At 66.2% G+C, this 22,839-nt stretch carries 18 protein-coding genes; 14 read left to right on the top strand and 4 right to left on the bottom strand.

Translation table 11 applies throughout. The features are described 5' to 3' along the window. Positions 1 to 126 precede the first annotated feature (126 nt). Positions 127 to 2,217, top strand: coding sequence for a glutamine synthetase III (locus tag B5G20_RS03085; RefSeq protein ID WP_087354957.1), 2,091 nt, complete (start codon positions 127 to 129; stop codon positions 2,215 to 2,217). A 797-nt stretch (positions 2,218 to 3,014) separates the two neighbouring features. On the opposite strand, the gene B5G20_RS03080 is transcribed toward B5G20_RS03085, so the two are convergent. Then, a complete protein-coding gene (locus tag B5G20_RS03080; protein ID WP_087354955.1) occupies positions 3,015 to 3,845 on the bottom strand; it encodes a type III pantothenate kinase in 831 nt (276 codons plus the stop codon). A gap of 151 nt (positions 3,846 to 3,996) precedes the next feature. On the opposite strand from B5G20_RS03080, the gene B5G20_RS03075 reads away from it, so the two are divergent. From B5G20_RS03075 to lgt, 4 genes are all read left to right on the top strand, one after another. Then, positions 3,997 to 5,706: an OPT/YSL family transporter gene (locus B5G20_RS03075; RefSeq protein ID WP_087354953.1), complete on the top strand. Its 1,710-nt coding sequence runs from the start codon at positions 3,997 to 3,999 to the stop codon at positions 5,704 to 5,706. A gap of 2 nt (positions 5,707 to 5,708) precedes the next feature. Further along, the gene (locus B5G20_RS10125) at positions 5,709 to 6,035 is read left to right on the top strand and encodes a hypothetical protein (RefSeq protein ID WP_143750205.1); all 327 of its coding nucleotides are present in this window, start codon (positions 5,709 to 5,711) and stop codon (positions 6,033 to 6,035) included. A 71-nt stretch (positions 6,036 to 6,106) separates the two neighbouring features. Next, entirely contained in the window at positions 6,107 to 6,391 is a 285-nt protein-coding gene (locus B5G20_RS03070; protein ID WP_087354951.1) for a NifU family protein, read from the top strand. A 9-nt stretch (positions 6,392 to 6,400) separates the two neighbouring features. Next, positions 6,401 to 7,219, top strand: a complete 819-nt coding sequence (lgt, locus tag B5G20_RS03065) for a prolipoprotein diacylglyceryl transferase (protein WP_087354949.1) — start codon at positions 6,401 to 6,403, stop codon at positions 7,217 to 7,219. 173 nt (positions 7,220 to 7,392) lie between these two features. Here the strand turns inward: lgt and B5G20_RS03060 are convergent, their stop codons facing one another. The 3 genes from B5G20_RS03060 to B5G20_RS03050 are packed head-to-tail and all read right to left on the bottom strand — an operon-like array spanning position 7,393 to position 11,648. Beyond that, positions 7,393 to 8,052 (bottom strand): TrkA family potassium uptake protein, encoded by a 660-nt coding sequence (locus B5G20_RS03060; RefSeq protein ID WP_087354947.1) that lies wholly within the window; start codon positions 8,050 to 8,052, stop codon positions 7,393 to 7,395. 12 nt (positions 8,053 to 8,064) lie between these two features. Continuing rightward, positions 8,065 to 8,718, bottom strand: a complete 654-nt coding sequence (locus B5G20_RS03055; RefSeq protein WP_087354945.1) for a TrkA family potassium uptake protein — start codon at positions 8,716 to 8,718, stop codon at positions 8,065 to 8,067. Positions 8,719 to 8,744: 26 nt separating this feature from the next. Beyond that, the gene (locus B5G20_RS03050; protein ID WP_087354943.1) at positions 8,745 to 11,648 is read right to left on the bottom strand and encodes a cation-transporting P-type ATPase; all 2,904 of its coding nucleotides are present in this window, start codon (positions 11,646 to 11,648) and stop codon (positions 8,745 to 8,747) included. A gap of 456 nt (positions 11,649 to 12,104) precedes the next feature. On the opposite strand from B5G20_RS03050, the gene B5G20_RS03045 reads away from it, so the two are divergent. The 9 genes from B5G20_RS03045 (at position 12,105) to B5G20_RS03005 (ending at position 22,761) form a co-directional block, all read left to right on the top strand. Further along, complete coding sequence (locus B5G20_RS03045; protein WP_087354941.1) at positions 12,105 to 12,911, top strand: YebC/PmpR family DNA-binding transcriptional regulator; 807 nt, start codon at positions 12,105 to 12,107, stop codon at positions 12,909 to 12,911. A 234-nt stretch (positions 12,912 to 13,145) separates the two neighbouring features. Next, entirely contained in the window at positions 13,146 to 13,691 is a 546-nt protein-coding gene (gene amaP / locus B5G20_RS03040; protein ID WP_087354940.1) for an alkaline shock response membrane anchor protein AmaP, read from the top strand. Next, positions 13,681 to 14,097: a DUF2273 domain-containing protein gene (locus B5G20_RS03035; protein ID WP_087354938.1), complete on the top strand. Its 417-nt coding sequence runs from the start codon at positions 13,681 to 13,683 to the stop codon at positions 14,095 to 14,097. Before amaP ends, B5G20_RS03035 begins: the two co-directional genes overlap by 11 nt. A gap of 61 nt (positions 14,098 to 14,158) precedes the next feature. Next, positions 14,159 to 14,734 carry an Asp23/Gls24 family envelope stress response protein gene (locus B5G20_RS03030; RefSeq protein ID WP_087354935.1) on the top strand — a complete coding sequence of 192 codons (576 nt, stop codon included), beginning with the start codon at positions 14,159 to 14,161 and terminating at the stop codon, positions 14,732 to 14,734. A gap of 342 nt (positions 14,735 to 15,076) precedes the next feature. Then, complete coding sequence (locus B5G20_RS03025; RefSeq protein WP_087354934.1) at positions 15,077 to 15,826, top strand: methionine ABC transporter ATP-binding protein; 750 nt, start codon at positions 15,077 to 15,079, stop codon at positions 15,824 to 15,826. Further along, positions 15,819 to 16,559, top strand: a complete 741-nt coding sequence (locus B5G20_RS03020) for a methionine ABC transporter permease (protein ID WP_087354932.1) — start codon at positions 15,819 to 15,821, stop codon at positions 16,557 to 16,559. The genes B5G20_RS03025 and B5G20_RS03020 overlap by 8 nt, the downstream gene beginning before the upstream one ends. A gap of 138 nt (positions 16,560 to 16,697) precedes the next feature. Then, entirely contained in the window at positions 16,698 to 17,558 is an 861-nt protein-coding gene (locus B5G20_RS03015; RefSeq protein WP_087354930.1) for a MetQ/NlpA family ABC transporter substrate-binding protein, read from the top strand. A 450-nt stretch (positions 17,559 to 18,008) separates the two neighbouring features. Next, positions 18,009 to 20,513, top strand: coding sequence for a hypothetical protein (locus tag B5G20_RS03010; protein ID WP_143750204.1), 2,505 nt, complete (start codon positions 18,009 to 18,011; stop codon positions 20,511 to 20,513). A 10-nt stretch (positions 20,514 to 20,523) separates the two neighbouring features. Continuing rightward, the gene (locus B5G20_RS03005; RefSeq protein ID WP_087354926.1) at positions 20,524 to 22,761 is read left to right on the top strand and encodes a TIR domain-containing protein; all 2,238 of its coding nucleotides are present in this window, start codon (positions 20,524 to 20,526) and stop codon (positions 22,759 to 22,761) included. Positions 22,762 to 22,839: the final 78 nt, after the last annotated feature.

The following is a 22,839-nucleotide window of genomic DNA, read 5'->3' as shown; positions in this document are numbered from 1 at the left end:
CGCGTTCGGGCGGGCCCGTGCACCCGGTGCCGCGCGACGGCTCCGGGCGGCACCGGGCGATCGGCCCCTCTACCAGCGTTCCGCGGGTGTGTTGTGCCGTGCCGCCACGATGAAGGGAGCTCACGCATGGCGAATCTGACCGAGCGCTACGGAACCAAGGTGTTCTCCGAGCACGTGATGAAGGAGTACCTCCCCAAGGACGTGTGGAAGCGTCTCTTCGCCACCATCGAGGGGGGCGAGCCGCTCGACCTCGACGTGGCCAACGCCGTCGCGCACGCCATGAAGACCTGGGCGCTCGAGCAGGGCGCCACCCACTACGCGCACTGGTTCCAGCCACTCTCGGGCATTACGAGCGAGAAGCACGACAGCTTCCTCGAGCCCGTGGGCGACGGCACGGCCATCACCAAGTTCACCGGCAAGGCGCTCATCAAGGGCGAGCCCGATGCGTCGAGCTTCCCCAACGGCGGCCTGCGTGCGACCTTTGAGGCGCGCGGCTACACCGCTTGGGACCCCACGAGCCCGGCCTTCATCAAAGACGACGTGCTCTGCATCCCCACGGCGTTTTGCTCCTACAACGGTGAGGCGCTCGACAAGAAGACCCCGCTTCTACGCTCGATGAAGGTGCTCGACACCCAGGCCAAGCGCGTGCTCGCGCTCTTTGGCAAATATCCCAAGCGCGTTGTTCCCTCGGTGGGCGATGAGCAGGAGTACTTCATCATCAAGAAGGATGCCTACCGCCGTCGCCGTGACCTCGTCATCTGCGGGCGCACGCTCTTTGGCGCGCCGCCCTGCAAGGGCCAGGAGCTCGAGGAGCACTACTTCGGCGCCATCCGCCCCTCGGTCTCCAAGTACATGAAGGACCTCGACAACGAACTCTGGGCGCTCGGCATTCCCTCCAAGACCAAGCACAACGAGGTCGCTCCCTGCCAGCACGAGCTCGCTCCCGTCTACTCCGATCTCAACCAGGCCGTGGACAACAACCTCCTCATCATGGAGAAGATGAAGCTCATCGCGAGCCGCCACGACCTTGTGTGCCTGCTGCACGAGAAGCCCTTTGAGGGCATCAACGGCTCGGGCAAGCACAACAACTGGTCGCTCGCTACCGAGGACGAGAACCTGCTCGATCCCGGCGATACCCCGCTCGAGAACCTGCAGTTTGTGGTCTTCCTCACTGCGGTGATCGAGGCTGTGGACAACTACCAGGACCTTCTGCGCATGTCGGCCGCCTCGTGCGGCAACGATCACCGTCTGGGCGCTAACGAGGCGCCCCCGGCGATCATCTCGATCTTCTTGGGCGACCAGCTCACCGAGGTCGTGCAGAAGATCATGGACGGCAAGGCCTCCGTGCACGCGCAGCACGGCGTGCTCGACCTGGGCGCCGACGTGCTGCCCAAGCTCCAGCAGGACAACACCGACCGCAACCGCACCTCGCCCTTCGCCTTTACCGGCAACAAGTTTGAGTTCCGCGCGGTGGGCTCCGAGGCCAACCCAAGCGATTGCAACCTCGTGCTCGACACCGCTGTAGCCGAGGCGCTCATGCACTTTGCCGACGCGCTCGAGGGCGTGGCCGTGGACGACTTTGCCGACGCGGCGCTCGAGTACTGCAAGAAGAGCCTGAACGAGCACCGCCGCATCCTCTTCTCGGGCGACGGCTACTCCGAGGAGTGGCAGGTCGAGGCCGAGCGCCGCGGCCTGGCCAACCTGCGCACCACGGCCGATGCGCTGCCTGCCATGATTGCGCCCAAGAACGTGGCGCTGTGGGAGCGCATGGGCGTGCTCAGCGAGACCGAGGCCTTCAGCCGCTACGAGGCCAAGCTCGAGAAGTACAACAAGCTCATGAACATCGAGGCCACGACCATGGTGCGCGAGGCGCGCCGCACGTATCGTCCCGTCATCACCGCGTACGCCACCAAGGTTGCCAAGGGTCTGGAGACCATCCGCGCCGCGGGCGCCGACGCCGCCATGGAGTGGGAGCAGAAGACGCTGAACGCGCTTTGCGACGGCATCACGCACATCAACGAGGCCATAGCGGCGCTCGTCTCGGTGCACACCAAGGCAGAGGCCATCGTGGATGCGCAGGAGCAGGCCAACTGCTACGCGCACGAGGTCGCGCCCGCTATGGAGGCGCTGCGCATGACCGTGGACGCCATGGAGGAGATCGTCGCTGAGGACTACTGGCCGGTGCCGACCTACGACGACATCCTCTTCTACGTCTAGCCAGGCTTCCCCGGGCACCGCACCTCGCCGTTCACTCGTCGGGCATGGCGCGAAGGCCTATGCCCTCCTCGTTCGCGGCGGTCTGCGGCACCCGGGGAATCCGGACGGAGCCCCTGGGGCCGGACATCGCACCTCTGGGGCTCACTCGTCCACCACTGGATAGTTTGACGAAGCGCCGCGCAACCGGTTGTCGGGTGCGCGGCGCTTCGGTTTCCCTGCGCTTGGTCAATCTTGGACGGGTTGTCGGCTTCTCGTTTGACGATCTGCGGTGGTACTCGGCGCCGCCGCGAAGTTCTGCGGCGGTTCGTCAGACGGGGGCGTCGCTCGGTCCGATAGATTGACGATGCGTGGTGGAATTTCGGGGCGTGGCGAAGTTTCGCTACGGTTTGTCAATCCGCCAGCGGGGCGCCCCGCCGTCGCAGACGCACCTTCCCGGCGATGTGGCATTCTCGTCGGGTTGACACCTCATATCCAGCCAAGTGGGGCAGCTGCTGCTCTCGTTTTGCTTGCAGGGATGTCCCGGGTGGTCAAAATTCGGAGAAATCAACGATTCGGCCATCGGGTAGCGGCTATGCATAAAACGCGACCTGCGGTTTTGGTATCGGCACGCGCCCGCCCGCTCGCCATGCGTCCGGTGCGGCCCCTGGAATCGTTGATTTCTCGGGATTTTGACCATGGGCCGGCCGTTTGCGCCCCGACAAGATCGCGGCTGGCGGATCCATACATAACTCTGCATATCCCGAGCTAAAAATGCATACCAGCGTAGCATCAAGCTCGATTCGCTGCGGGCCGCCTCGTTACCGGCGGTTGTTCTGCCAAAGCAGCGCGAGCCCGCGGAGCGTGAGGGTTTCGTCCACGGTTGCCGTGTGGCGAAGAAGCGGCTGGATACGCTCACCGTCGCTGCCGGTGAGCACCACGGGAGCCTCCTCGCCAAGCTCAGCCATGAGGGCAGTAAGCAGCCCGTCGATACGCGCGACCTCGCCAAAGACCACACCCGACTGCATGGCGGCGCGCGTGCTCGTGCCTATGACGTGCGCCGGTGCGGCGAGTTCGATCTGCGGCAGGCGCGCGGCCGCCTGGGCGAGCGCCTGCGCACCGAGCGCAATGCCCGGGGCGATGATGCCGCCGGCAAAGGTGCCAGTTGCATCGACGACCTCAAAGTTGGTGGTCGTTCCCAGGTCAACCACCACGACGGGTGTCCCGTAGGCGGAGCGCGCCGCCACCACGTCCGCAATGCGGTCGGGGCCAACCTCGGAGGGGTCGTCATAGCGCATACGCACGCCGGTCTTAAGGCCGGGTCCCACCACAAGCGGTCGCGTGGGCGAGAGCACCTCGAGCGCGCGCCGCCAGGTCTCGGTGAGTGCGGGGACCACGCACGAGAGCATGGCGCCGTTGACCTCGGCGCTTGGTAGCACGTGGAGCGCCTGCGCAACCTGGATGCGCGCCTCGTCGGAGGTGATGCGCGCCGGGGTTGTGAGCTCGCAGGTGCCCAGGAGGTCGGGCGTCGCGGCGTTGGCACCGGCGCCAGCACCGCGCCGCCTCGCGCCGCGCACGCAGAAGAGCCCGAGGCGGGTGGTGGTATTGCCCACGTCGACGGTGAGCACGTGCTGCGTAGCGGTATCGGGCATCGGTCCTCCTCGGACGCGCAACGTAACGGTGCAGGGTTCCTTCCCGCCAAACATTGTACGGCAGACGCCCCGGTGGCTCGGCTATACTGGGCAGGCATTGCCGTAACCCGACTCCCCGCTTTAGGGGGAGCGGATATACGAGGGAGCACTTATGCAGAAACCTGCCACGCGCGCCAGCCTGCGCGGGCAGCTCAGCGCCGCCGGTATCCTTATCGGCTGCGTGGGCTGCGTCGTCATTACCGCTTCATCGGTCTACACGGCCCTTAAGATGGGGTCTCTTCCCTGGCCGACGATCTTTACCTCCATCACAGCGCTCGTGCTGTTGCGCGCCGTGGGAAACACAAGCCTTAACGAAGCGAATATCACCCAGGTCATCATGTCCGCGGGTTCAATGGTTGCGGGCGGTCTTGCCTTTACCATCCCCGGCGTCTGGATCTTGGGCCTTGCCGACGAGGTGAGCTGGGGCGAGATGCTCGCCGTGGCGCTCGCGGGCACGCTCCTGGGGCTCGTGTGCACCTCGGTGATCCGCCGGCGTTTTGTTGAGCAGTCCGATCTGCCGTATCCCATCGGCACGGCGGCGGCCGAGACTCTGATAGCGAGCCGCGCGGGCGGCGAGACTGGCCGACGGCTCTTTGCGTCCATGGCACTCGCAGGCCTGTGGGGCGTGGCACGCGACATCTTGGGCCTTATGCCCGCGCTTATCTCGTCGTCGGCGCTGCCGGGTGTGGCGCTCGGCATCCAGAACTCGCCGATGCGCCTTGCCGTGGGATTTCTTGCGGGACGCCGCTCGATGGCGTGGTGGGCATTTGGTGCCGTGGCTGGTTGGCTCGGGATCGTGACGGGCGGCACGGCGCTGGGGCTCTGGAATGTATCCGCGGCACAGGGCATTGTGTCGAGCCTTGGCATGGGGCTCATGATGGGCGCCGGTGTGGGCGTGGTGTTCAAGGACGTCATCCTTGCGCACGTGCTTGGGCGCGGGCGCCGTCGCAGCGTCGGGCGCGGTGCGGGGCACGTGGAGGCGGCCCGCTGGCCCGAGAAGGCGGGGGAGCGCGCCGGCCGCGTCCGCTTTGCCTGGTTGACGGAACGTCCCGGGCTTTTGGCCCTCATGGTGGCGGCCGCGGCGCTCGTTCTCGCCTTTGTCCTGCGTCTTCCACCCGTGGCATGTGCGGTGATCGTTACGCTCTCGTTCGTGACTGCGGTCATGAGCGCGCAGTCCGTTGGTCAGTCGGGCATCGACCCCATGGAGATCTTTGGGCTCATCGTGCTGCTCATGGTGGCGGCGCTCTCGAGTACCACGCAGGTGCAGCTCTTCTTTGTGGCGGGCGTGATCGCCGTTGCCTGCGGTCTCGCGGGCGACGTGATGAGCGACTTCAAAACGGGGCAGATTATCGGGACCGACCCGCACGTGCTGTGGATCGGGCAGGTGATTGGCGCGCTCCTCGGCACGGGCGTGGCCGTGGCGGTGCTCGTCGCGCTTGTGGCGGCGTATGGGCCGAACGCGTTTGGTCCGGATGCCCTCTTTGTCTCGGCGCAGGCCAACGTGGTCGCCACCATGGTGGCGGGCATTCCGAGCGTGCCGGCGTTTGTGCTCGGGCTTGCGGCGGGCGGGGTGCTCTATGTTGCAGGCATTCCCTCGATGATGCTCGGCCTGGGCGTTTACCTGCCCTTTTATATGACGCTCACCACGGTTCTTGGCGCGCTTGTGCGTCTTGGGTGGGACCGTCTGCAGGCCGCGCGCGGCGCGGCGCGCGAGGAGGCGGATGAGGCGGGAATCGTCATAGCGTCCGGTGTGTTGGGTGGCGAGTCCATCGTGGGCGTAGTTGTGGCGCTCGCCACCGCGGCGGGCGGCTTGCTGGGGTAGCGGTGGGGCCCACGCCCGCCGTCGTCGCCAGCGGCCTTGCGGCACTGCCGCGCCGGCAGCGCGGGGTGCCGGCTGCGGCCGTTGCTCAGCCCTACGGCAAAAAGCGCCCGTGCCGCGCCCTTGGGATGGGGGAGGGCGTGCGAGCGGGCGCCTGCCGAATCGGCGCGGGATGGGGAAGGCTGTATCGCGCCGACACCTGCATGATGCACCCGGAACCTGATGCGAACCTTACGCCCGGCGGCTCCATCGTTTGTCCACAGGTACCGCGCCCCAAGCGCGGCAGCGGGCTCGCCGCGGCGGTCGCGCGCGGCGCGCCAAGCGGCTTGTAGTACCATACGCACATCACGTTAGCGCGATCGCGCGGCCCTCGGGCGGCGCTCGTATACAGAAAGGAGCCAACGTGGCGGTTAACGAAGAGCTGCTGGTTAAGGTTCTCGACCAGATCCGTCCCAACCTGCAGGCCGACGGCGGCGACATGATCTACCGCGGGGTCGACGACGAGGGCGAGGTCTCGCTCGAGCTCACCGGCCACTGCGCGGGATGCCCCATGAGCCAGCTCACCCTCTCGATGGGCATCGAGCGCATCCTCAAGGAGAACGTCCCGGGCGTTACGCGCGTTGTGGCCGTAAACGACCTCGGTCAGGCCGGCGCGAGCGACCTCTACGACGAGTACACGCCGTTCTAAGGTCGCCCGGTGCTCAACGATCTCTACCAGATGCTGGACCCCGTCGCGTTCTCGGCGGGGCCCATCACCATCTACTGGTATGGCTTGGCCTACGTGGTGGGCACGGCGCTCACCGCGCTCGTGATGTGGCGCACCCAGCGGCGCTGGGGGCTCAGCCTCACGGGCGACGACCTGTCGATGGTGGTCTTTGCGGTGTTCTTTGGGCTCGTAGTCGGCGCGCGCCTCTTTTACGTGGTCTTTTACGGAGATGGCTACTACTGGACGCACCCGTGGGAGATCCTCATGACCAACCACGGCGGCATGAGCTTTCACGGCGGGCTCGTGGGCGGCATCGTGGGCGGGTTCATCGCCTGTCGCGTGATGCGTATCTCGCCTTGGACCATCGCCGACCTCGCCGTGATCGGCGCGCCCATCGCCCTGGCGCTCGGACGCTGCGCCAACTTTGTAAACGGCGAGCTTTGGGGCAAGCCGACCGACCTGCCCTGGGGCGTGGTCTTTGGCGGGGCGGCGGGCGAGGTGCCGCGCCATCCCTCCCAGCTCTATGAGGCTCTGCTCGAGGGTGTGGTCCTCTTTTTGGTGCTCTATCTCTTGAGCCGCAAGAAGCCGACGCTGCCGCAGGGGACGTTCCTCGGCATCTTTCTCATAGGGTACGGTGTCGCGCGCATCTTGGTCGAATTTGTGCGCGTACCCGATGCGCAGCTCGGGTACCTGTTGGGCGGTGTCATCACCATGGGGCAGCTTTTGAGCTTGCCGCTCGTGGTCGCGGGCGTCGCCGTGCTGATCGTCGCGCTGCGCCTCAAACGGCCCCAGCGCGATTACGTGGGGTGACGTACCGACACCTACGGCACCGGCCCCCTTGGGAACAGGGGCTGGATATACGAATAGATACGGGGACGGGGCACGCTGGCTGTCTTGCGCGGAATGCGCGGCAGCTCCCGTGCCCCGTCCCCTATACGGCGCGCGCGGCAGGCGGGCGTGCGCGCCGTATGTTCCGAGCACCCTTACGAGAACAGGCGGCGCAGCTCGTCGGTGCTCCCGTCGGTGGTGAAGAGTACGGCCTCGTCGCCAGGGGCGAGCACGGTGTCGCCGTTGGGGACGGCAAGCGTGCCCTCGTGGTCGATACCCACCACGATGGTCTCCGCCGGGAAGGCGATGTCGCGGAGGGCATGCCCCGCCACGCGCGCCTTGGGGGCAACCGTCGCCTGCACGATGCGGTGGTCGTCACGCCCGAGCCGCATGAGGGTGTAGACATCGCGGGCGTTCATGCCCTCCATGATGAAGCGCGCGGTGATCTCCGCCTGGTTCACGCCCACATCCACGCCGTTTGCCGGCGTGAACATCCAGGCGTTGGCGGGGCTGTTGACACGGGCGACAACGCGCGGGACAGAAAATTCCATCTTGGCGAGCAGTGAGACCACGAGGTTGACCTCGTCCTCGCCCGTGACGGCGGCGACGGCGTCCACCATATGGACGCCGGCGCGCTCGAGGACGCGCGGGTCGGCGCCGGAGCCTTCGATGACGGTGGCGGCGGGGCAGGCGGTGCGCACGCGCTGCGCTGCCTCGGGGCGGTTCTCGATAACGGTGACGGCGGCGCCGTCGTCGGTAAGGCGTGCGGCCAGGTGCGAACCGGTCTTTCCGCCGCCCACGATGATGATCTGCATGATGCGTCCTCCTTATGCGGCGATGCCGAACATCTGCTTGAACTTGCGCGCGGCGCTCGTGGCGACGGCGGCGTAGACGATGTCGCCGTCGGAGAGCACGGTGCCCTGCGTGGGGATAAACGTCTCGTTGTCGCGGGAAACGCTCACGATTTGCACCTCGCCGAGTGCGGTGAGCTCGCGCACCGTGGTGCCGTCGAGCAGCGCCGGTACGTCGGCGCGCACCAAGACCACGTCGCCAGAGCCCACCTCGTACACGTTGTCGAGGTGGTGGTAGGTGAGAAGTTCGGCGGTGCGGGCGATACCCCAAGCATTGGGCGATATCGTCTGGATGTTGAGGCGGCGGTAGGTGTCCGCCTTGGAGAGGTCGTGCAGGCGCGCGATAACGCGGGGCACGCGGAAGGTCGAGCGGGCAACATGGGCGACCACGATGTTGGCTTCGTCGGACCCCATGCACGAGACGACGGCGTCCGTGCGCTCGATGCCGGCGCGCTCGAGCACGGTGCGGTCAAAGCCCACACCGCATACGCGCCTGCCGGGAAAATCGGTGCCGAGGGCGTCGAGCGCGGCTTGGTTTTGGTCGACGGCGGTTACGGCGAATCCCTGATGGATGAGGCGCTGGGCAAGGCCCGTGCCCATAAAGCCGATGCCTACGATGATGACGTTCATAAGGGTCTCCTCCCTATAGACGGGGCTTAACGGCGGGCGCGCCGGCGAAGCCATGCCTTGCGCGCCTCCTCGATGACAAAGACGACGGGCGGGATGCAGCAGAGGAACGCGTAATCCTGCCAACCGAGCGGCGCGGTGTGGAACACGGCCTGAAGCGGCGGGAACATCGTGAGGAATACGATGAGCGCTACCTCGAACACGATGCCGACCAAGATGCGGCGGTTGGAGAATAGGCCGATCTTGAGGACGGACGTGCGCTCCGTGCGGCAGTTCATGACCTGCCCGATCTGCGCGAAGACGATGCCTGCGAGCGTCATAGTCGTCGCTTGGATGTAGACGGGGTCGGTGTCATCGCCCACACCGAAGAGGGGCATGCCGAGCGCCCAGCCGTTCAGCAGGTTCACCACGAGGTAGCCCGCCATCGCAGCGATCGATGCCATAAGGCCGTACCAGAGGAATGCCTTTACCAGCACATGGCGGTTGAGCAGGCGCTCGTGGGGATCGCGCGGGGGCTGGTCCATGATGGCATCCTCGGGAGGCTCGGTGCCGAGGCCGAGGGCGGGCAGCATATCGGTGCCGAGGTCGATCGTAAGAATCTGCATCGTGGTGAGCGGTAGCGGCACGGCGCCGCCGGAGAGCAGGTACACGGCTGACGGCACGGCCTCAGGTGCATTGGAGTTCAAGATATACAGAAGGAACTTGCGGATGTTGCTGTAGACGGCGCGCCCCTCCTCGATGGCGGCGACGATGGAGGCGAAGTTGTCGTCGGTGAGGATCATGTCCGCCGCCTCCTTCGCCACGTCGGTGCCCGTGATGCCCATGGCGACGCCGATGTCGGCCTTCTTGAGTGCTGGCGCGTCGTTCACACCGTCGCCGGTCACGGCCACGATCTCGCCCATTTCCTGAAGGGCCGTCACTACGCGGAGCTTTTGTTCGGGTGCCATGCGGGCGAATACCACCTGCCCGGCCAGGCGGCGCTTGAGCTCCTCGTCGTCCATATGCGCGAGCTCAAAGCCCGAGATGACCGAGACGTCGTCTCCCTCTACAATCTTGAGGCGCCGGGCGATACTTGCGGCGGTGAGGCCGTAGTCGCCGGTAATCATGACGATGCGGATGCCCGCGCGGCGGCACTCTGCCACGGCTGCCGCCACCTCCGGGCGCGGCGGGTCCATCATGACCTCGAGTCCCACGAAGGTGAGGTTGCGCTCGATGGTGTCGGGATCGTAGTCGCTCAAGCTCGCCGGGATGTCGGCATCGGCGTCGATGCCATCGAGCGGGCGGTACGCTACGGCAAGCACGCGCAGGCCGTCGGCCGCATAGGTGTCGTTTGCCGCCATGATGCGCTCGCGCGTGGCGTCGTCGAGCTCGACGGTTTTGCCGTTTCGGCGCACCTTGGTGGAAAGCCGGACGACCTCGTTGGGGGCGCCTTTCACAAACGCCAGGCGTCGGGCCCCGTCGACGGGGTGTTCGAGGGCATGCACCGTCGTCATGCGCTTGCGCCGGCTCTCAAAGGGGAGCTCCTTGATGCGCGGCATGCGTTTTTCGAGCTCGGCGCGGTCGATACCGCCTTTCGCTGCGGAGACGATGAGGCACGCCTCCGTCGGGTCGCCGTAGACCTCCCAGCGGCCGCCCTCGGTCTCGGGTGCGGCGAGGCGCGCGTTACCGCAGAGAAGTCCCCCTTCTAGCAGAAGCTCGAGGTCGGCGTCGTCAACGGCGCGCCAGCTGCGCCCCTCAGCCTCGATGGTGCCTTGCGGCTCGTAGCCGACGCCGCTGATCTCGTATTCGCGCGTTGCGGTCCACAAGTGGTTCACGGTCATCTCGTTTTGTGTGAGCGTGCCCGTCTTGTCGGTGCAGATAACGCTGGTGGAGCCGAGCGCCTCGACGGAGTCGAGCTTCTTGACGAGGGCGTTTCTCGTACTCATGCGTTGCACTGCCATAGCGAGCGATAGCGTCACCGTGGGCAGGAGCCCCTCAGGAATAAAGGCGACGACCATGCCGAGCGCAAAGATGAACGAGCTCGCAAACGGCTCTTTCACCACCAGCATGCTCAGCAGGAAAAACGCGATGCCCATGCACATGGCGAAGACGGTGACCTGTTTGGTCAGGCGATTCAGCTCGCGCGTGAGCGGGCTCTCGGCGGCCTCCATGTTCTGCGTCAGGCTGGCGATCTTGCCAAACTCGGTCGCCATGCCGATGCGAAAGACCACGGCACGCCCGTTGCCCTCCGACACGCTCGTACCGGCGAAGACGAGGTTGGGGATCTCGGCTGCGGAGAGCCCCTCTTCGAGCACGGCATCGGCCGTCTTGCGCGACGGGGTGGACTCGCCGTTTAGCGTCGACTGGTTGACCTGCAGGTCAGAGCTCTGAATGACGCGCGCGTCAGCCGAGATCTTGTCTCCCTCGGCGAGAAGCATCACATCGCCGGGGACAAGATCCTCAGCGAGGATTTTTTGCTCCTGCCCATCGCGGATGACGGTGGCGTAGGCGGGGAGCATCTTCTTTAAGGCCTCGGTCGCTTGGCTCGCGCGATGCTCCTGCCAGAAGCTGAAGACGCCGTTGATGATGTTTACCAGCCATACGGCGACGCCGAGCTCGGGCATGCCGGCTAAAAAGGCGATGGAGCCGGCGACCCAAAGCAGGACGGCCATAAGGTGCGTAAAGTTTGAGAGGAACGCTAAAAGAGGCGATCGCTTCTTCGCGCTCTCGATGAGGTTCTTGCCCGCCGTTTGCTGGCGCGAGCCGGCCTCTTCGGACGCGAGGCCTCCACGGCTTGAGCCGAGTTCCGATAGTACCTGGTCGATTGTCTGTTTGCGGATGGTGTCGAGCGGGTCGGCGTCCTCGCGCCGGTCGCCCCGCTCCGTCGCGCCCTCCCATGGCGCGGTGGGCGCATCGCGATACACGGGCTGCGATGCGCCGAAGCGGCTTCCCATGAAACCTCTCCTCTCCCCATGCCGGCGGTCTCTCCGCACGGCGAGAAAAAAAGAAACTACACGGCCGCGACCGCGCCTCCGGATGCGTTGGGTCGCGATGACGCGGTATCCTAGGAGATGGTCAACCCGCATGCAAGTGTCAATCACAATGATGTTTGATGCTATATAACTGCGGTTTTGACAAAAAGCACTAATGTATATAACGGGAGATGGCACCCAAATTATTTTCGGTGAACGGCGCGATCTCGCGCTCCGCGCGAAGCGGGTGGCAACGCGGCCCCGCCGCCGGCGGGCGGCCTCGCACGTCCGCCTCGAATCTCTTTGCATATTGCGTGGCAGCGCGCGCCGGGACTGTACCGGTGCGCGCAAACGGTATATCATGCTAAAGTTCATGCTCAAATGGGCCAGCTCGGCACCTCAGCGCCCCGTGGCCGCAAATACATGAAGGAGTCTTGCATGTCCGGACATTCTAAATGGGCAACCACCAAGCATCGCAAGGGCGCTCAGGACGCCAAGCGCTCGGCCCTCTTCTCCAAGCTCTCCCGTAACATCACCGTTGCGGCCCGCCTGGGCAACGACCCCAATCCCGATAACAACGCGTCGCTCGCCGCCGCCGTCGCCAAGGCGAAGGCCCAGTCGATGCCCAAGGACAAGATCAAGTCTGCCATCGACAAAGCGTTTGGCGCTGGTGCCGACGCGGCCGTGTACGAGAACATCGTCTACGAGGGCTACGGCCCCGCGGGCGTGGCGGTCTACGTCGAGTGCCTGACCGATAACCGCAACCGCACCGCGGCCGACGTGCGCTCCGCCTTCAGCCACTCCGGCGGCAACCTCGGCACCACGGGCTCGGTGGCGTTCCAGTTTGAGCGCAAGGGCCAGGTCGTCGTTGCCAAGGAGATCGTCGACCCCAACGACAAGAAGGAGAACCTCATGGCCAACGGCGCCGCTGGCGATGAGGAGGAGTTCATGATGGCCGTGGCCGAGGCCGGTGGCGAGGATTATGAGGACGCCGGCGAGGAGTGGATCGTCTGGACCAATCCCGGTGATCTCATGGCCGTCTCCAATGGTCTTGAGGAGCAGGGCGTCGAGGTCAAGGGCTCCGAGCTCACCATGGTGCCGACGACCCCGACCGCCGTTTCCGCCGCCGACGCCAAGAAGGTGCAGCGTCTGATTGACCGTCTCGAGGAGCTCGACGACGTCCAGGACGTCTACAGCACGATGGACATGACCGACGAGGTCATCGCCGCCCTCGAGGAGGAGTAAGCGCTCTCGGCGCGTCAGCGCGCAGGTGTGACAGCGCCCCGCCGCACCGGCGCTCGCAGGAGCCCGCTTCCGCCGAGTCTCCCGCAGTACCGCCAAGCGCTCGCCCCGCCAACCTATGACAAAGTCCTTAAGCCGGGTCCGTGGCATGTCGCCGCGGGCCCGGCTCGCGTATAATCAGAGGGTCGCGCAGGCCAAGGACGCCGCGCGTTCGCGCCGTCTGCCCGGGAGGTGTGCATGCGCGTCATCAAGAAGATCTGTGCTTTCTTCTACCTGCTTTCTGCCATCGTGGTGCTCGGCGTGGTGACGGGGCTCACCTACGGGCCCTTCACGGCGCGCTTTGAGCGGCTCGTTGACGACCCCACTATGCAGGGTGCGCTCGGCGTCTGTCTTGTGGTGCTCGCGCTCGGTGCGCTCATCACCGTGCTCGCGGTCTTTCTTTCGCGCCGCGAGCCGGTGAGCATGCACCCCGGCGGAAACCCCGAGATCGAGGTTACGCTCGGCGCGCTCGAGTCGACCATCCGCACCGCCGCCGAGCGCGAGGACGTGCTCGTGGAGTCCGTCGAGGGGCGCATCCTGGGCCGGGAGCGCGACCAGCTGCGCGCGACCGTTGAGGTCATCGCGTTTACCAACCAAGGCCTCACCGAGCTTGCCGAACGTATTCAGCATAGCATCGAGCGCGCCTGCGCCGAGACTCTGGGCACCCCGGGCGTTACGGCGCGCGTGCGCTTTTTGCCCGCCAAGACCACCGTTGTGACCAAGGAGGTCCCCCATGAGCGATGAACGCGACGACGCCCGCTCGGTGCGGATTCCCAAGCTTTCGATCGAGACCGATCCCACCCAGCCCGACGAGGCAGAGGAGGCGTCTGCCGGCGACGCCGCGCGCTCCGCGTGGTCGACGGCAACGGATGCGGTCCACGACGCCATGGCCTCCGACGACCTGCGCGGCGCGGTCGGCTTTATCAAGGGGCTCGGCGCCACGGCGTGGGAGTACGCCAAGCGGCACCCCTTTACCGTGACCTACGGCTTTGTGGGGCTCGTGCTCGCGGTGCTCATCCTTACCATCGGGCTCTGGGACACCATCGTGATCGCCGTCTTTGTGATGGTGGGCGCGGTGATTGGCCAGATTCGCGATGGGGATAATGGAATCGTCAACTTCTTCCGCCGCCTTCTGCGCGGCGGCCGGTAGCGCCCGGACGGCGCCCACAGGTTCCGTGCGGCCCCGTGCCGCCGATGCGAGAGGAGTCGCGATGGCTCAGGAGAAGGATCTGCGCGAGAGCGTTGCGGTTGCGGACGAGGATGCGGCTGCTGAGGAGAAGGCCCCTGAGGTCGAGGTCACGCCGGCGGCGGATACCGAGGCTGCCCCCGCTGCAGACGAGCCGGAGAATGCGGCGGCCGACGAGGCGTCCGACGATGAGGATGACGAGGAGTACGAGGAGACCGAGGACTCGCTCACCTATTCCAACGGCGTGATCGAGAAGATCGTGGCCATGGCCACGCGCGAGGTGCCGCACGTGCTCGGCATGAAGGGCAACCTCATCCACTTTGTGCAGGAGACGCTCGGCGCCAAGGACCTCACCAAGGGCGTGTCGGTGGAGGTCACCGACGACAACCGCGTGATCGTGAACATCTCGGTCATCATCGAGTACGGCTGCTACGCGCCGGCGATCTTTGAGGACGTGAAGGAGCGCGTGACCGAGCGCTTGGCCGCCATGACGGGCCTCGAGGTCGCGGGTATCAACCTGCGCATCGAGGACGTTGTGACGCTCGAGGCCTACAACGCGAGCAAGAAGCAGGCGGAGGCGGCGCGCGAGAACGCGGCCTAACCTATTCTGACGGCACGTCTGCCGAAGGCATGCGACGGGCGCCTACCTAGATGCGGTGGGCGCCCGTTTTGCGTCGCGGGAGGGGTACTGCGGTGCGCTCAGGCGTAACTAACCGATAACATTCGCGGGTTGCGCTCGGCCCCGCGCGCTGCTACCCTAGACACCATGTTTACGACTTCCGCACATATCACGATGATGATGGTCATGCAGATGCCCTCGCCCGGGCACTTTGTCATGCCGCGAGACATCGCGGGCAGGTAAAGACCGGGCGCCTCCTTCGCAGTCTCCGGCGGGAGACCGCGCGCCTCACTTGAGACCACCTCATCGAGCGGAGTTTTTCCCGTGATAGAAATCAAGAATCTCACCAAGGCCTATGCCGCAGCCGAGGGCGCGCCCCATGCGCTCGACAACGTCTCGCTCACGATCGCCGACGGCGACATCATGGGCATCATCGGCATGAGCGGTGCCGGCAAGTCGACCCTTGTGCGCTGCATCAACCTGCTCGAGCGCCCCACCTCGGGGAGCATCATCGTCGACGGGCAGGATATCACCGGGCTTTCCGGCGCGGCGCTGCGCAGCTACCGCCGTCGCGTGGCCATGATTTTCCAGAACTTTGGCCTGCTGGCGCAAAAGACCGTGCTCGCCAACGTGTGCTTCCCGTTTTTGGCGGCCACGGGCAAAGTCACCGCGGCTAACCGCGAGCGCGCCCTCGAGCTGCTCGACATGGTGGGCCTCAAGGAGAAGGCACAGTCCTATCCGTCTCAGCTCTCGGGCGGTCAGCAGCAGCGCGTGGCCATCGCCCGCGCGCTCGCGTGCGACCCTGAGTACATCCTCTGCGACGAGGCCACCTCGGCCCTCGACCCCGCGAGCACCAACACGATCTTAAAGCTGCTGCGTCAGATCAACCGCGATACGGGCGTTACCGTGATCGTGATCACGCACTCGATGGGCGTGGTCGAGAAGATCTGCCGCAACGTTGCCGTCTTGGAGCACGGACGCGTGGTGGAGCAGGGGAGCGTGGCGGACGTGTTCGCCAACCCCCAGTCCAATGCCGCCAAGGTGCTGCTCGAAAGGGTTGATTGGGATGCTTGATGCCGTAAACGCCTTTATCGCCGAGTACGGCGCACTCCTAGCCGAGGGAACGTGGAGCACCATCGTGATGGTGCTCGTGCCGACGGCCATCTCGTACGCCATCGGTCTCGTGCTCGGCGTCGTCCTCTATCTCACCGCACCCGGGTCACTGCGCCCGGCGCCCGTGCTCAACGCCGTGCTCGGATGGATCGTCAACATTCTGCGGTCGTTCCCGTTCATCGTGCTCATGGTCTTTATCATCCCCTTTACGCGCCTCATCATGGGGACGGGCTCGGGCATTCTGGGGACCATCCCGCCGCTCGTGCTCTCCGCCTCGCCCTTTATCGCGCGCATGGTTGAGCAGTCGCTCGCCGAGGTCCCGCGCGAGAGCGTTGAGGCGGTGGAGGCCTGCGGCGCCTCGGTGCCGCGCATCGTGTTCTCGGCGCTTCTGCCCGAGGCCCTGCCCTCCATCGTGCGCGGTGTGGCCGTGGTGCTCATCTCGGTGCTCGGCTATACGGCCATGGCGGGTGCCATCGGCGCGGGCGGCCTTGGCGACATCGCCGTGCGCTATGGCTACTACCGGCGCGTCGAGGAGGTCATGTGGGTCGCGGTGATCATTCTGATCGTGATCGTGCAGGTGATCCAGAGCGTCTGCGACCTCGCCGCCCGCAAGGTCGACCATCGCACCGCGTCGGTCGTCAAGGCGGCCTCCAAGCGTGCGGCCAACCGCGAGCGCGCGGCGATCAAGCGCTAGAGGCGTTTTGAGCTGAGCGCTTTGCGCAAACGTCTTGCGCGGCCGGCCCGGCACCTGCACCCGGCGCAGCTCTGTGGTCAGCACATCCAATATAGGTATCAGCGCCCCGTGCTGCGGGGCAACAGAAAGGAAACCATCATGACGAACTTCAGCCTCTCCCGCCGCTCCTTCCTCTCCGGTGCCGCCGGCCTCGTGGCCGCGGGCGCCCTCGCCGCCTGCTCCAACGGGGGCGACGGCGCCGCCACCGGTTCCGCCGCGGCCGAGACCCAGACGCTCACCGTCGCCGCGAGCCCGAGCCCACATGCCGAGATTCTCAACGACTTTGCCGCGCCGCTGCTCGAGGAGCAGGGCATCACCCTCGAGGTCAAGGAGTACACCGACTACATCCTCCCCAACCAGGACACGAGCTCGGGCGAGGTGGACGCCAACTACTTCCAGCACATCAACTACCTCAACAACTACAACGAGGAGAACGGCACCGACCTCGTGAACGTGGGCAAGATCCACTTCGAGCCGATGGGCATCTTCGCCGGCAAGTCCAGCGACCTCTCGACGATCCCCGACGGCGCGACCATCTCGGTGCCCAACGACGCCACCAACGAGGGCCGCGCGCTGCTGCTGCTCCAAGAGAACGGCGTCATCACCCTCTCCGAGGACGCCGGCATCACCGCCACCAAGAACGACATCGTGGAGAACCCGCACAACATCGAGATCCTGGAGCAGGAGGCCGCGATGCTGCCGAGCACGCTGGCCGATGTGGACTTCTCGGTCATCAACGGCAACTACGCCATCGACGCCGGCCTTTCGCTCGCCGACGCCGTGGCGCAGGAGAGCGCCGACTCCGACGTCATCAAGAACGAGTACGCCAACGTTATCGTGACGACGCCCGAGCTCGAGGACGACGAGCGCATCGCCGCGCTGGTCGAGGTGCTGCAGACCGACGACTTCAAGGCGTACCTCAAGGAGACCTTCGGCGACGCGGTGCAGGCAGCATTCTAAGCGAGCAAGGCTGATACTCCCGACGGGCGGCCCGACGCCGGCCCCGAAGGGTTCTTCTGCGAACGTCCTCGGCGCAAGCGCCTGCGGAATGTTCGCCGGAGAATCCCTTCAGGGCCGATGTCGGGCCGCTCTGCGTATGAGCCTTGCGGGTCGCGGGCGGGCAAAAAGGGTGCGCTGGGGACTGGGTTGAGGCGGGCTTTGAGCTGCCGCGGTGACGGCGGGGGTGCGGCGGGTTACGCGGGTGCCGGGCGTTGCTTGGGCTGCGGCGGGTTATGCTGGTGGCGCGGGCGGTGCTTGGGCGGTGCGGGTGCTTTGGCTTGTGGACGGGGTTGTTGGTGCCAACTTGGGGCTTCTGTTCGTTTCGGTCGTGTTTGGGCGCCCCTAATGTGCTTGGGCGGATTGCTGCCTGCGCTATGATGGTCTCGATTGCCGCGAGGGTTGGGGGAGCCTATGGATACCCATCGGCGGGAGCGATTCGTGCTGCTCATGGCCTGCGAGACGGATGCTGCTGCGGCGACGGCCGCTGCCGATGAGGCGCGGCGCGCGGGCTATGAGGTGCGGTTCGAGATGTTCTCCTGTGCCGACGCCCCCGGGCCGTCCGATGCGGCTGACACTTCTACGGCTGAGGCAGCCACCCACACCGATGCGGCCTCGGTGGTCTCTACACCGGGCAGCGCCAAGGCGGGCGATGCCAAGGAACGTGCCGAGAGTGCGCCCGATGCGGACGTGCTGCGTGGCCTAGCTCTTTGCGTGGTGCTCCTCTCCGAGGCCACCGTCGGGCTGCCCGGCTTTCTCGATTGTGCCAACCACCTAGCCGAGCTTGCGCCCGCCGCGATTCCCGTTCGGCTCGATGACATCACGCCTGAGCGTTGCGGTGCGCCCGGCTCGCCCATTCGCGAGCGGCATTGGGCCGATGCCCGTACCGATGGTGCTATCTGGCAGAAGATATTCCATTCTCACGTCTGGCTCTACGGCGCGTTCGACGATCTTGCTGCCCGTTCCGCGCGTTGGGAAACGTGCGGTCGCGACGACAGCTTTCTCATCCAGCAGGTTGCCCAGGCACAGCAGGCCCTTTCCCTTATCAGCGAGATGCGCGACGATTCCTTTCAGCCGCCGACCGCGACGATGGTGGAATATGCGAGAGCCTCTCTTGTCTTTGCGGACCGGCAGCGGCGCCGCACCCGCCGGCGGGGCCTTGTGTTCGCTGCGGCGGTCGTGGCGGCCGTCGCGGTGGTCGCCGTGGTGCGCGGCATCGTCTCGGGGCAGGTTGCAGATGCCGTTCGCACCGGTCAGGCCATCTATAACATGCGGCTCGAGACCGACCCGGCGTTCTTTACCTTTCAGACCTATCGCTCGATGCTCGATGCGGATGAGGTTGCCTCTTCGCAGGTGAGCGACTTGGCAGAGGGTCTTGAGCGGCCGTGGGCGACGGGGATGCTCGGAACCGAGAACTTCAACGCCGGCGAGTGGCAGGGCGAGGGCGTCATGGCGCTGAGCGGCACGCGCTATTGGGTTCGCGCGTCGGGCGGGGCGCTCCAACAGTGGGATCTATCGACGTTCGATCCGCTCGACACGGTCCGTGTGTCCTCGTCGGACGCCTTTGCCTTTGACGTAACGGCAGATGGCGCGCAGGCTGTGATAGCCGATGCCGAGGGCGTGGCGCTCGTCGACCTGACATCGGGCGAGCGCTCGGTGCTTGACGGAGCGTGCACCGACGGCGTTGCCGTGGTCTGCAGTGCCGACGGTTCACAGATTGCCGTGCAGACGACGAACTCTCTTGCGGTGTACGAGGACGGCTCGCCGGCGCAGACACTCGACGTGAGCAAGACCCAGGCCCTTGCCCTTGCGCGAACATCCTCGGGCCTTCTGGCGCTCTGCGCGGAGCCGGCGGCGGGATCGCAGGGCGCGTCCGACGCGGACGCATCCACTTCAGATTGGACGCTGCGGCTCATCGATTTGACTGCGGGCAAGACCGTTCGGCAGGCCCCGCTCCCAGACGCCGAAGTGCTCACCGGTGCGGTGTCGCCCCAAGGGGATGCGCTCGTCTGCGCCAACGGCCAGGTTTTGGCCCTCTCAAACGAGGGGGAGCTCAGGCCCATCGGTTTTACCACATACGACGCGCCCGACGCGCTCGCAACGGACGGCAGCGTGCTCGTGGTCGCCACGGCGCAGGACGGGGTGCAGGTGGTGGACCTCGCCACGGGCGCCAAGCTCGGCACTATCGCCAACGACATAGCGGGTGTCTGCTATCTTGCGATCGGCAAGACGGGTACTGTTGCCTGCGGAAACGGGTTTGTTACGAGCGTCTGGTCGCTCGATACCCTGGTGCCCCACGAGGAGCCGTCCGAGGGGAGCGTCACGTCTGCGGGCGCATCCTCCCGGGCATCTGGGGTGACGGCGGAGGTTGTGGGCGAAGGGCTCGTGCGGGTCACGCGCACGGCTGACACCTCCGGGCCATCGGAGGGCACAGGCGCGACCAATGGCTCGGACGCTCAAGGCGATGCCGCCGCGCAGGACGATGGGACATCGTCCGACCGGTCGGCTTCGCTCGATATCCCCCTCGACTCGTACGGGGATCTTGGTGCGGTGTCGAGCGTGTGCGTGGCGCCGGACGGAGATGCCGTCGCCGTGGGCTTTGCCTCGGGCACCGTGCTCGCCTTCGACCTCACGGCGGATGGCGAGGCACACGCCTGCCGTGCTTGGCGAGTGCCGACGGCTGAGGAGGTTACGCAAGTGGGATTCTCGGCGGATGGGGTCCAGCTCATGGTGGAGGCGGACGGCCGCTGGTGGCACCCGTGGTCCAACAGCGGGTGCACGAGTATGTCCGGTGCCGAGCAGCTGTTGCGGGCTCGTCAGCCGCGCCGGTGGGCGCTTGCGCAATGGCAGACCTTCCCCGAGGAGTTTCGGACACAGCTCGGCATGACGTGCGCCGCTGCGGCGCCGAGTGCGCGGTAGGGAGGATGCCATGGCGTACCTGTTTATCTCATATCCCCGCCGGCGCGCCGAGTCCGTCGCCCGCTTGCAGGCGCTTCTCGAGGCCCGGGGCATCGAGGTTTGGCGCGATACCGAGCAGCTGCGGTTTGGCACCGCGTGGGACGCCCGGGTGACGGCGGCGATTCGCGGGTCTGCCATGGTCGTGCTCTTTCAATCCGAGGAATGGTTTGCCTCCGGCCCATGCCGCAGCGAGGCAGACCAGGCACGCTACTACCATCGGCCGATTGTGACGCTCTCCGCGCATGACAGCGAGGTTGACCTCGAGGAAGCCGCGGCGTTTGTGGCCAAGCGCTTTGCCGCTCGTCCGCCGGAGGGCGATGTGGTTGCCGACCTCGAGGTTGAGGCGGCGGAGTGGGCCCGCACGGGGCGGCGCGTGCGCAACCTTGCTCGCCGGAGAAACCTGAGGAGGTTCCTGCCGGTGGCGGCTCGCCCCGGGGCGGTGACCGAGCTGGCGGAGGACTTTGTTCAGCAGTCGCTGCGCTGGCGGCGCATGGTTCGGGCATCTCTGTCGGTGCTCGTCATGGGCGTGATGGCGAGTGTGATGGTACTTGTGGCGGGAGCCTACCAGATAGGCCAGGTTGACGAGGCAAACCAGAGCAACACCGCGTTGGCCGAGCGGCGCACGGCGCTCGAGAGCGCCTTGCTCGAGAGCCCTTACGCAGGAGCCGAGGCGGCGCTTGCGGAGGACCCGGCAAGCGAGGGGCCAACAACGCTCGCTTCGTATCAGGATGCCCTCGAGCCGTGTGTTCCCGTTGCGTATGCGCCGGCCGGGGGCGAGGCCGCAGGCGACGCTTCTGCCGTCGAGGCACTCGAGAACGCCGCATTTCCGCAGGCGGGACGCACGTCGGCAACCGGCGCGGGATGGCGCGCCTCCGTCTCGGACGACGATAGGGTGCTGCGCATCGACCAGGATGGGGGCGCGGCAGGCGCGGGAGACGGCGCTGCGGCGACGGCGGTGCTCGACGCCCCTTGCGATGATATGGCGGCATCTCCTGGTGGCGACGTGCTCGCGGTGGTGAGCGCGCAGGGCGTTCAGCTCTTCGATCCGGTGTTCGGTACCTGCTTTGCGGAGCTTTCCGGTGCGCCGGTCGCGGCGGGCAGCGTGCTCTCGTGGAGCGTGGACGGCACCTATCTTGCCATGCGGGCTCCCGACGGCTCGGTTGCGGTGTGGGAGCCGAGCTCCCGTACCACCGTGACGGCCAGCACAGGCCTCTGGTTCATGGATGGCGCGATAATCGCGGACGGATCCCAGGTGGCGTTTCTTGCGCGCGACGGCTCCATCGCCGTGGTGGATGCGGCAACCGGAGAGGTGCTCGGGCTCGATACGAGCTTGGGCGGCATGCTAAAGACGGCTTCGGATATCGCACCGGGTGCCACGGCGCACGAGGTCTTGGTGGTGGGTGTCGATACCACGGGCAAGCGGGGGCTCTATCTGGTTGATGTTGCCGGGCACACGGCGCAGGTGGTCAACGTGCCGGCGGATGTGGAGCCCTGGTACATCGCCACGTCGCCCACGGCGGACATCTTGGCGCTGAGCGACGGGGCGCAAACACTGGTATACGACCTTGCCACCGGTGAGGGGCTGAAGCGCATCGAGAACGTCTCGGTCTCCGCCCTTGCGGTAGACGACGAAGGGCGCATCTACCTTGGGAGCTTTGGCGGGGGTGGCTTCTCGGTGGTGGAGCCCGACTCGTCCGTGCCCGCCGATACCACGGCTGCGAGCATCGATGGCGTCGCGAGCGTCTCGGCAACGCCGGGCGCCTCTCCGCGCGCAATCGCCGTGGGCGGGACGCACGCCGTGAGCGTAGGCGACGGCTTTGAAGAGAACGGCTCGCTTGCGCTCGCTTTTGAGGACGGTTCGTGGCAGCTCACAACTGGTTTTCTTACCTCGTGGACGCCCGTCGACGCGCACCAGGCCCGCGCACTCGCCGCCTCTCCCGACGGCACGGTGTTTGCCGCCGGGTTTTCCGACGGCAGTGTGGCGCTTCTGCGCGACAGCGACCTCTATCCGGGTGCGGTGGTGCGCGAGCAGGGGAGCGAGGTGCGTGCGCTCGCGTTCAGCCCAGACGCCTCGGCGCTCATCGTGGCGATGCGCGATGGCACCATTGCGCGCGTCGAGGTGGACGATGGGTCGTTTGATGCCGCTACGCTGCGCGAACGTTTGCGGGAACGCCTCGACACCGCCCGTGCCCTCGGTCTGTGGGAATAGCCTCTTGTCCTCTGGCAAGGCGCCGAACAAGGGATTTCGCGCCCTGCGCAGAAACTCGACCCCCGAAGTGAGTGCATC

This window comes from Collinsella sp. An7, from assembly GCF_002159335.1.
In the GTDB taxonomy this organism is placed as follows: domain Bacteria; phylum Actinomycetota; class Coriobacteriia; order Coriobacteriales; family Coriobacteriaceae; genus Coprousia.
The sequence above is the reverse complement of the archived record's forward strand: the minus strand, read 5'-3'. Positions and strand labels throughout refer to the sequence as shown.

What these genes read in the sequence shown, in the direction of transcription:
- B5G20_RS03030 (WP_087354935.1), top strand. Translation starts at nt 14,159, where the DNA reads ATGGCTCAGGAGAAGGATCTGCGCGAGAGCGTTGCGGTTGCGGACGAG.
- B5G20_RS03085 (WP_087354957.1), top strand. Translation starts at nt 127, where the DNA reads ATGGCGAATCTGACCGAGCGCTACGGAACCAAGGTGTTCTCCGAGCAC.
- B5G20_RS03055 (WP_087354945.1), bottom strand. Translation starts at nt 8,718, where the DNA reads ATGAACGTCATCATCGTAGGCATCGGCTTTATGGGCACGGGCCTTGCC.
- B5G20_RS03020 (WP_087354932.1), top strand. Translation starts at nt 15,819, where the DNA reads ATGCTTGATGCCGTAAACGCCTTTATCGCCGAGTACGGCGCACTCCTA.
- B5G20_RS03060 (WP_087354947.1), bottom strand. Translation starts at nt 8,052, where the DNA reads ATGCAGATCATCATCGTGGGCGGCGGAAAGACCGGTTCGCACCTGGCC.
- B5G20_RS03010 (WP_143750204.1), top strand. Translation starts at nt 18,009, where the DNA reads ATGGATACCCATCGGCGGGAGCGATTCGTGCTGCTCATGGCCTGCGAG.
- B5G20_RS03035 (WP_087354938.1), top strand. Translation starts at nt 13,681, where the DNA reads ATGAGCGATGAACGCGACGACGCCCGCTCGGTGCGGATTCCCAAGCTT.
- B5G20_RS03015 (WP_087354930.1), top strand. Translation starts at nt 16,698, where the DNA reads ATGACGAACTTCAGCCTCTCCCGCCGCTCCTTCCTCTCCGGTGCCGCC.
- B5G20_RS03050 (WP_087354943.1), bottom strand. Translation starts at nt 11,648, where the DNA reads ATGGGAAGCCGCTTCGGCGCATCGCAGCCCGTGTATCGCGATGCGCCC.
- B5G20_RS03045 (WP_087354941.1), top strand. Translation starts at nt 12,105, where the DNA reads ATGTCCGGACATTCTAAATGGGCAACCACCAAGCATCGCAAGGGCGCT.
- B5G20_RS03080 (WP_087354955.1), bottom strand. Translation starts at nt 3,845, where the DNA reads ATGCCCGATACCGCTACGCAGCACGTGCTCACCGTCGACGTGGGCAAT.
- B5G20_RS03005 (WP_087354926.1), top strand. Translation starts at nt 20,524, where the DNA reads ATGGCGTACCTGTTTATCTCATATCCCCGCCGGCGCGCCGAGTCCGTC.
- B5G20_RS03075 (WP_087354953.1), top strand. Translation starts at nt 3,997, where the DNA reads ATGCAGAAACCTGCCACGCGCGCCAGCCTGCGCGGGCAGCTCAGCGCC.
- amaP (WP_087354940.1), top strand. Translation starts at nt 13,146, where the DNA reads ATGCGCGTCATCAAGAAGATCTGTGCTTTCTTCTACCTGCTTTCTGCC.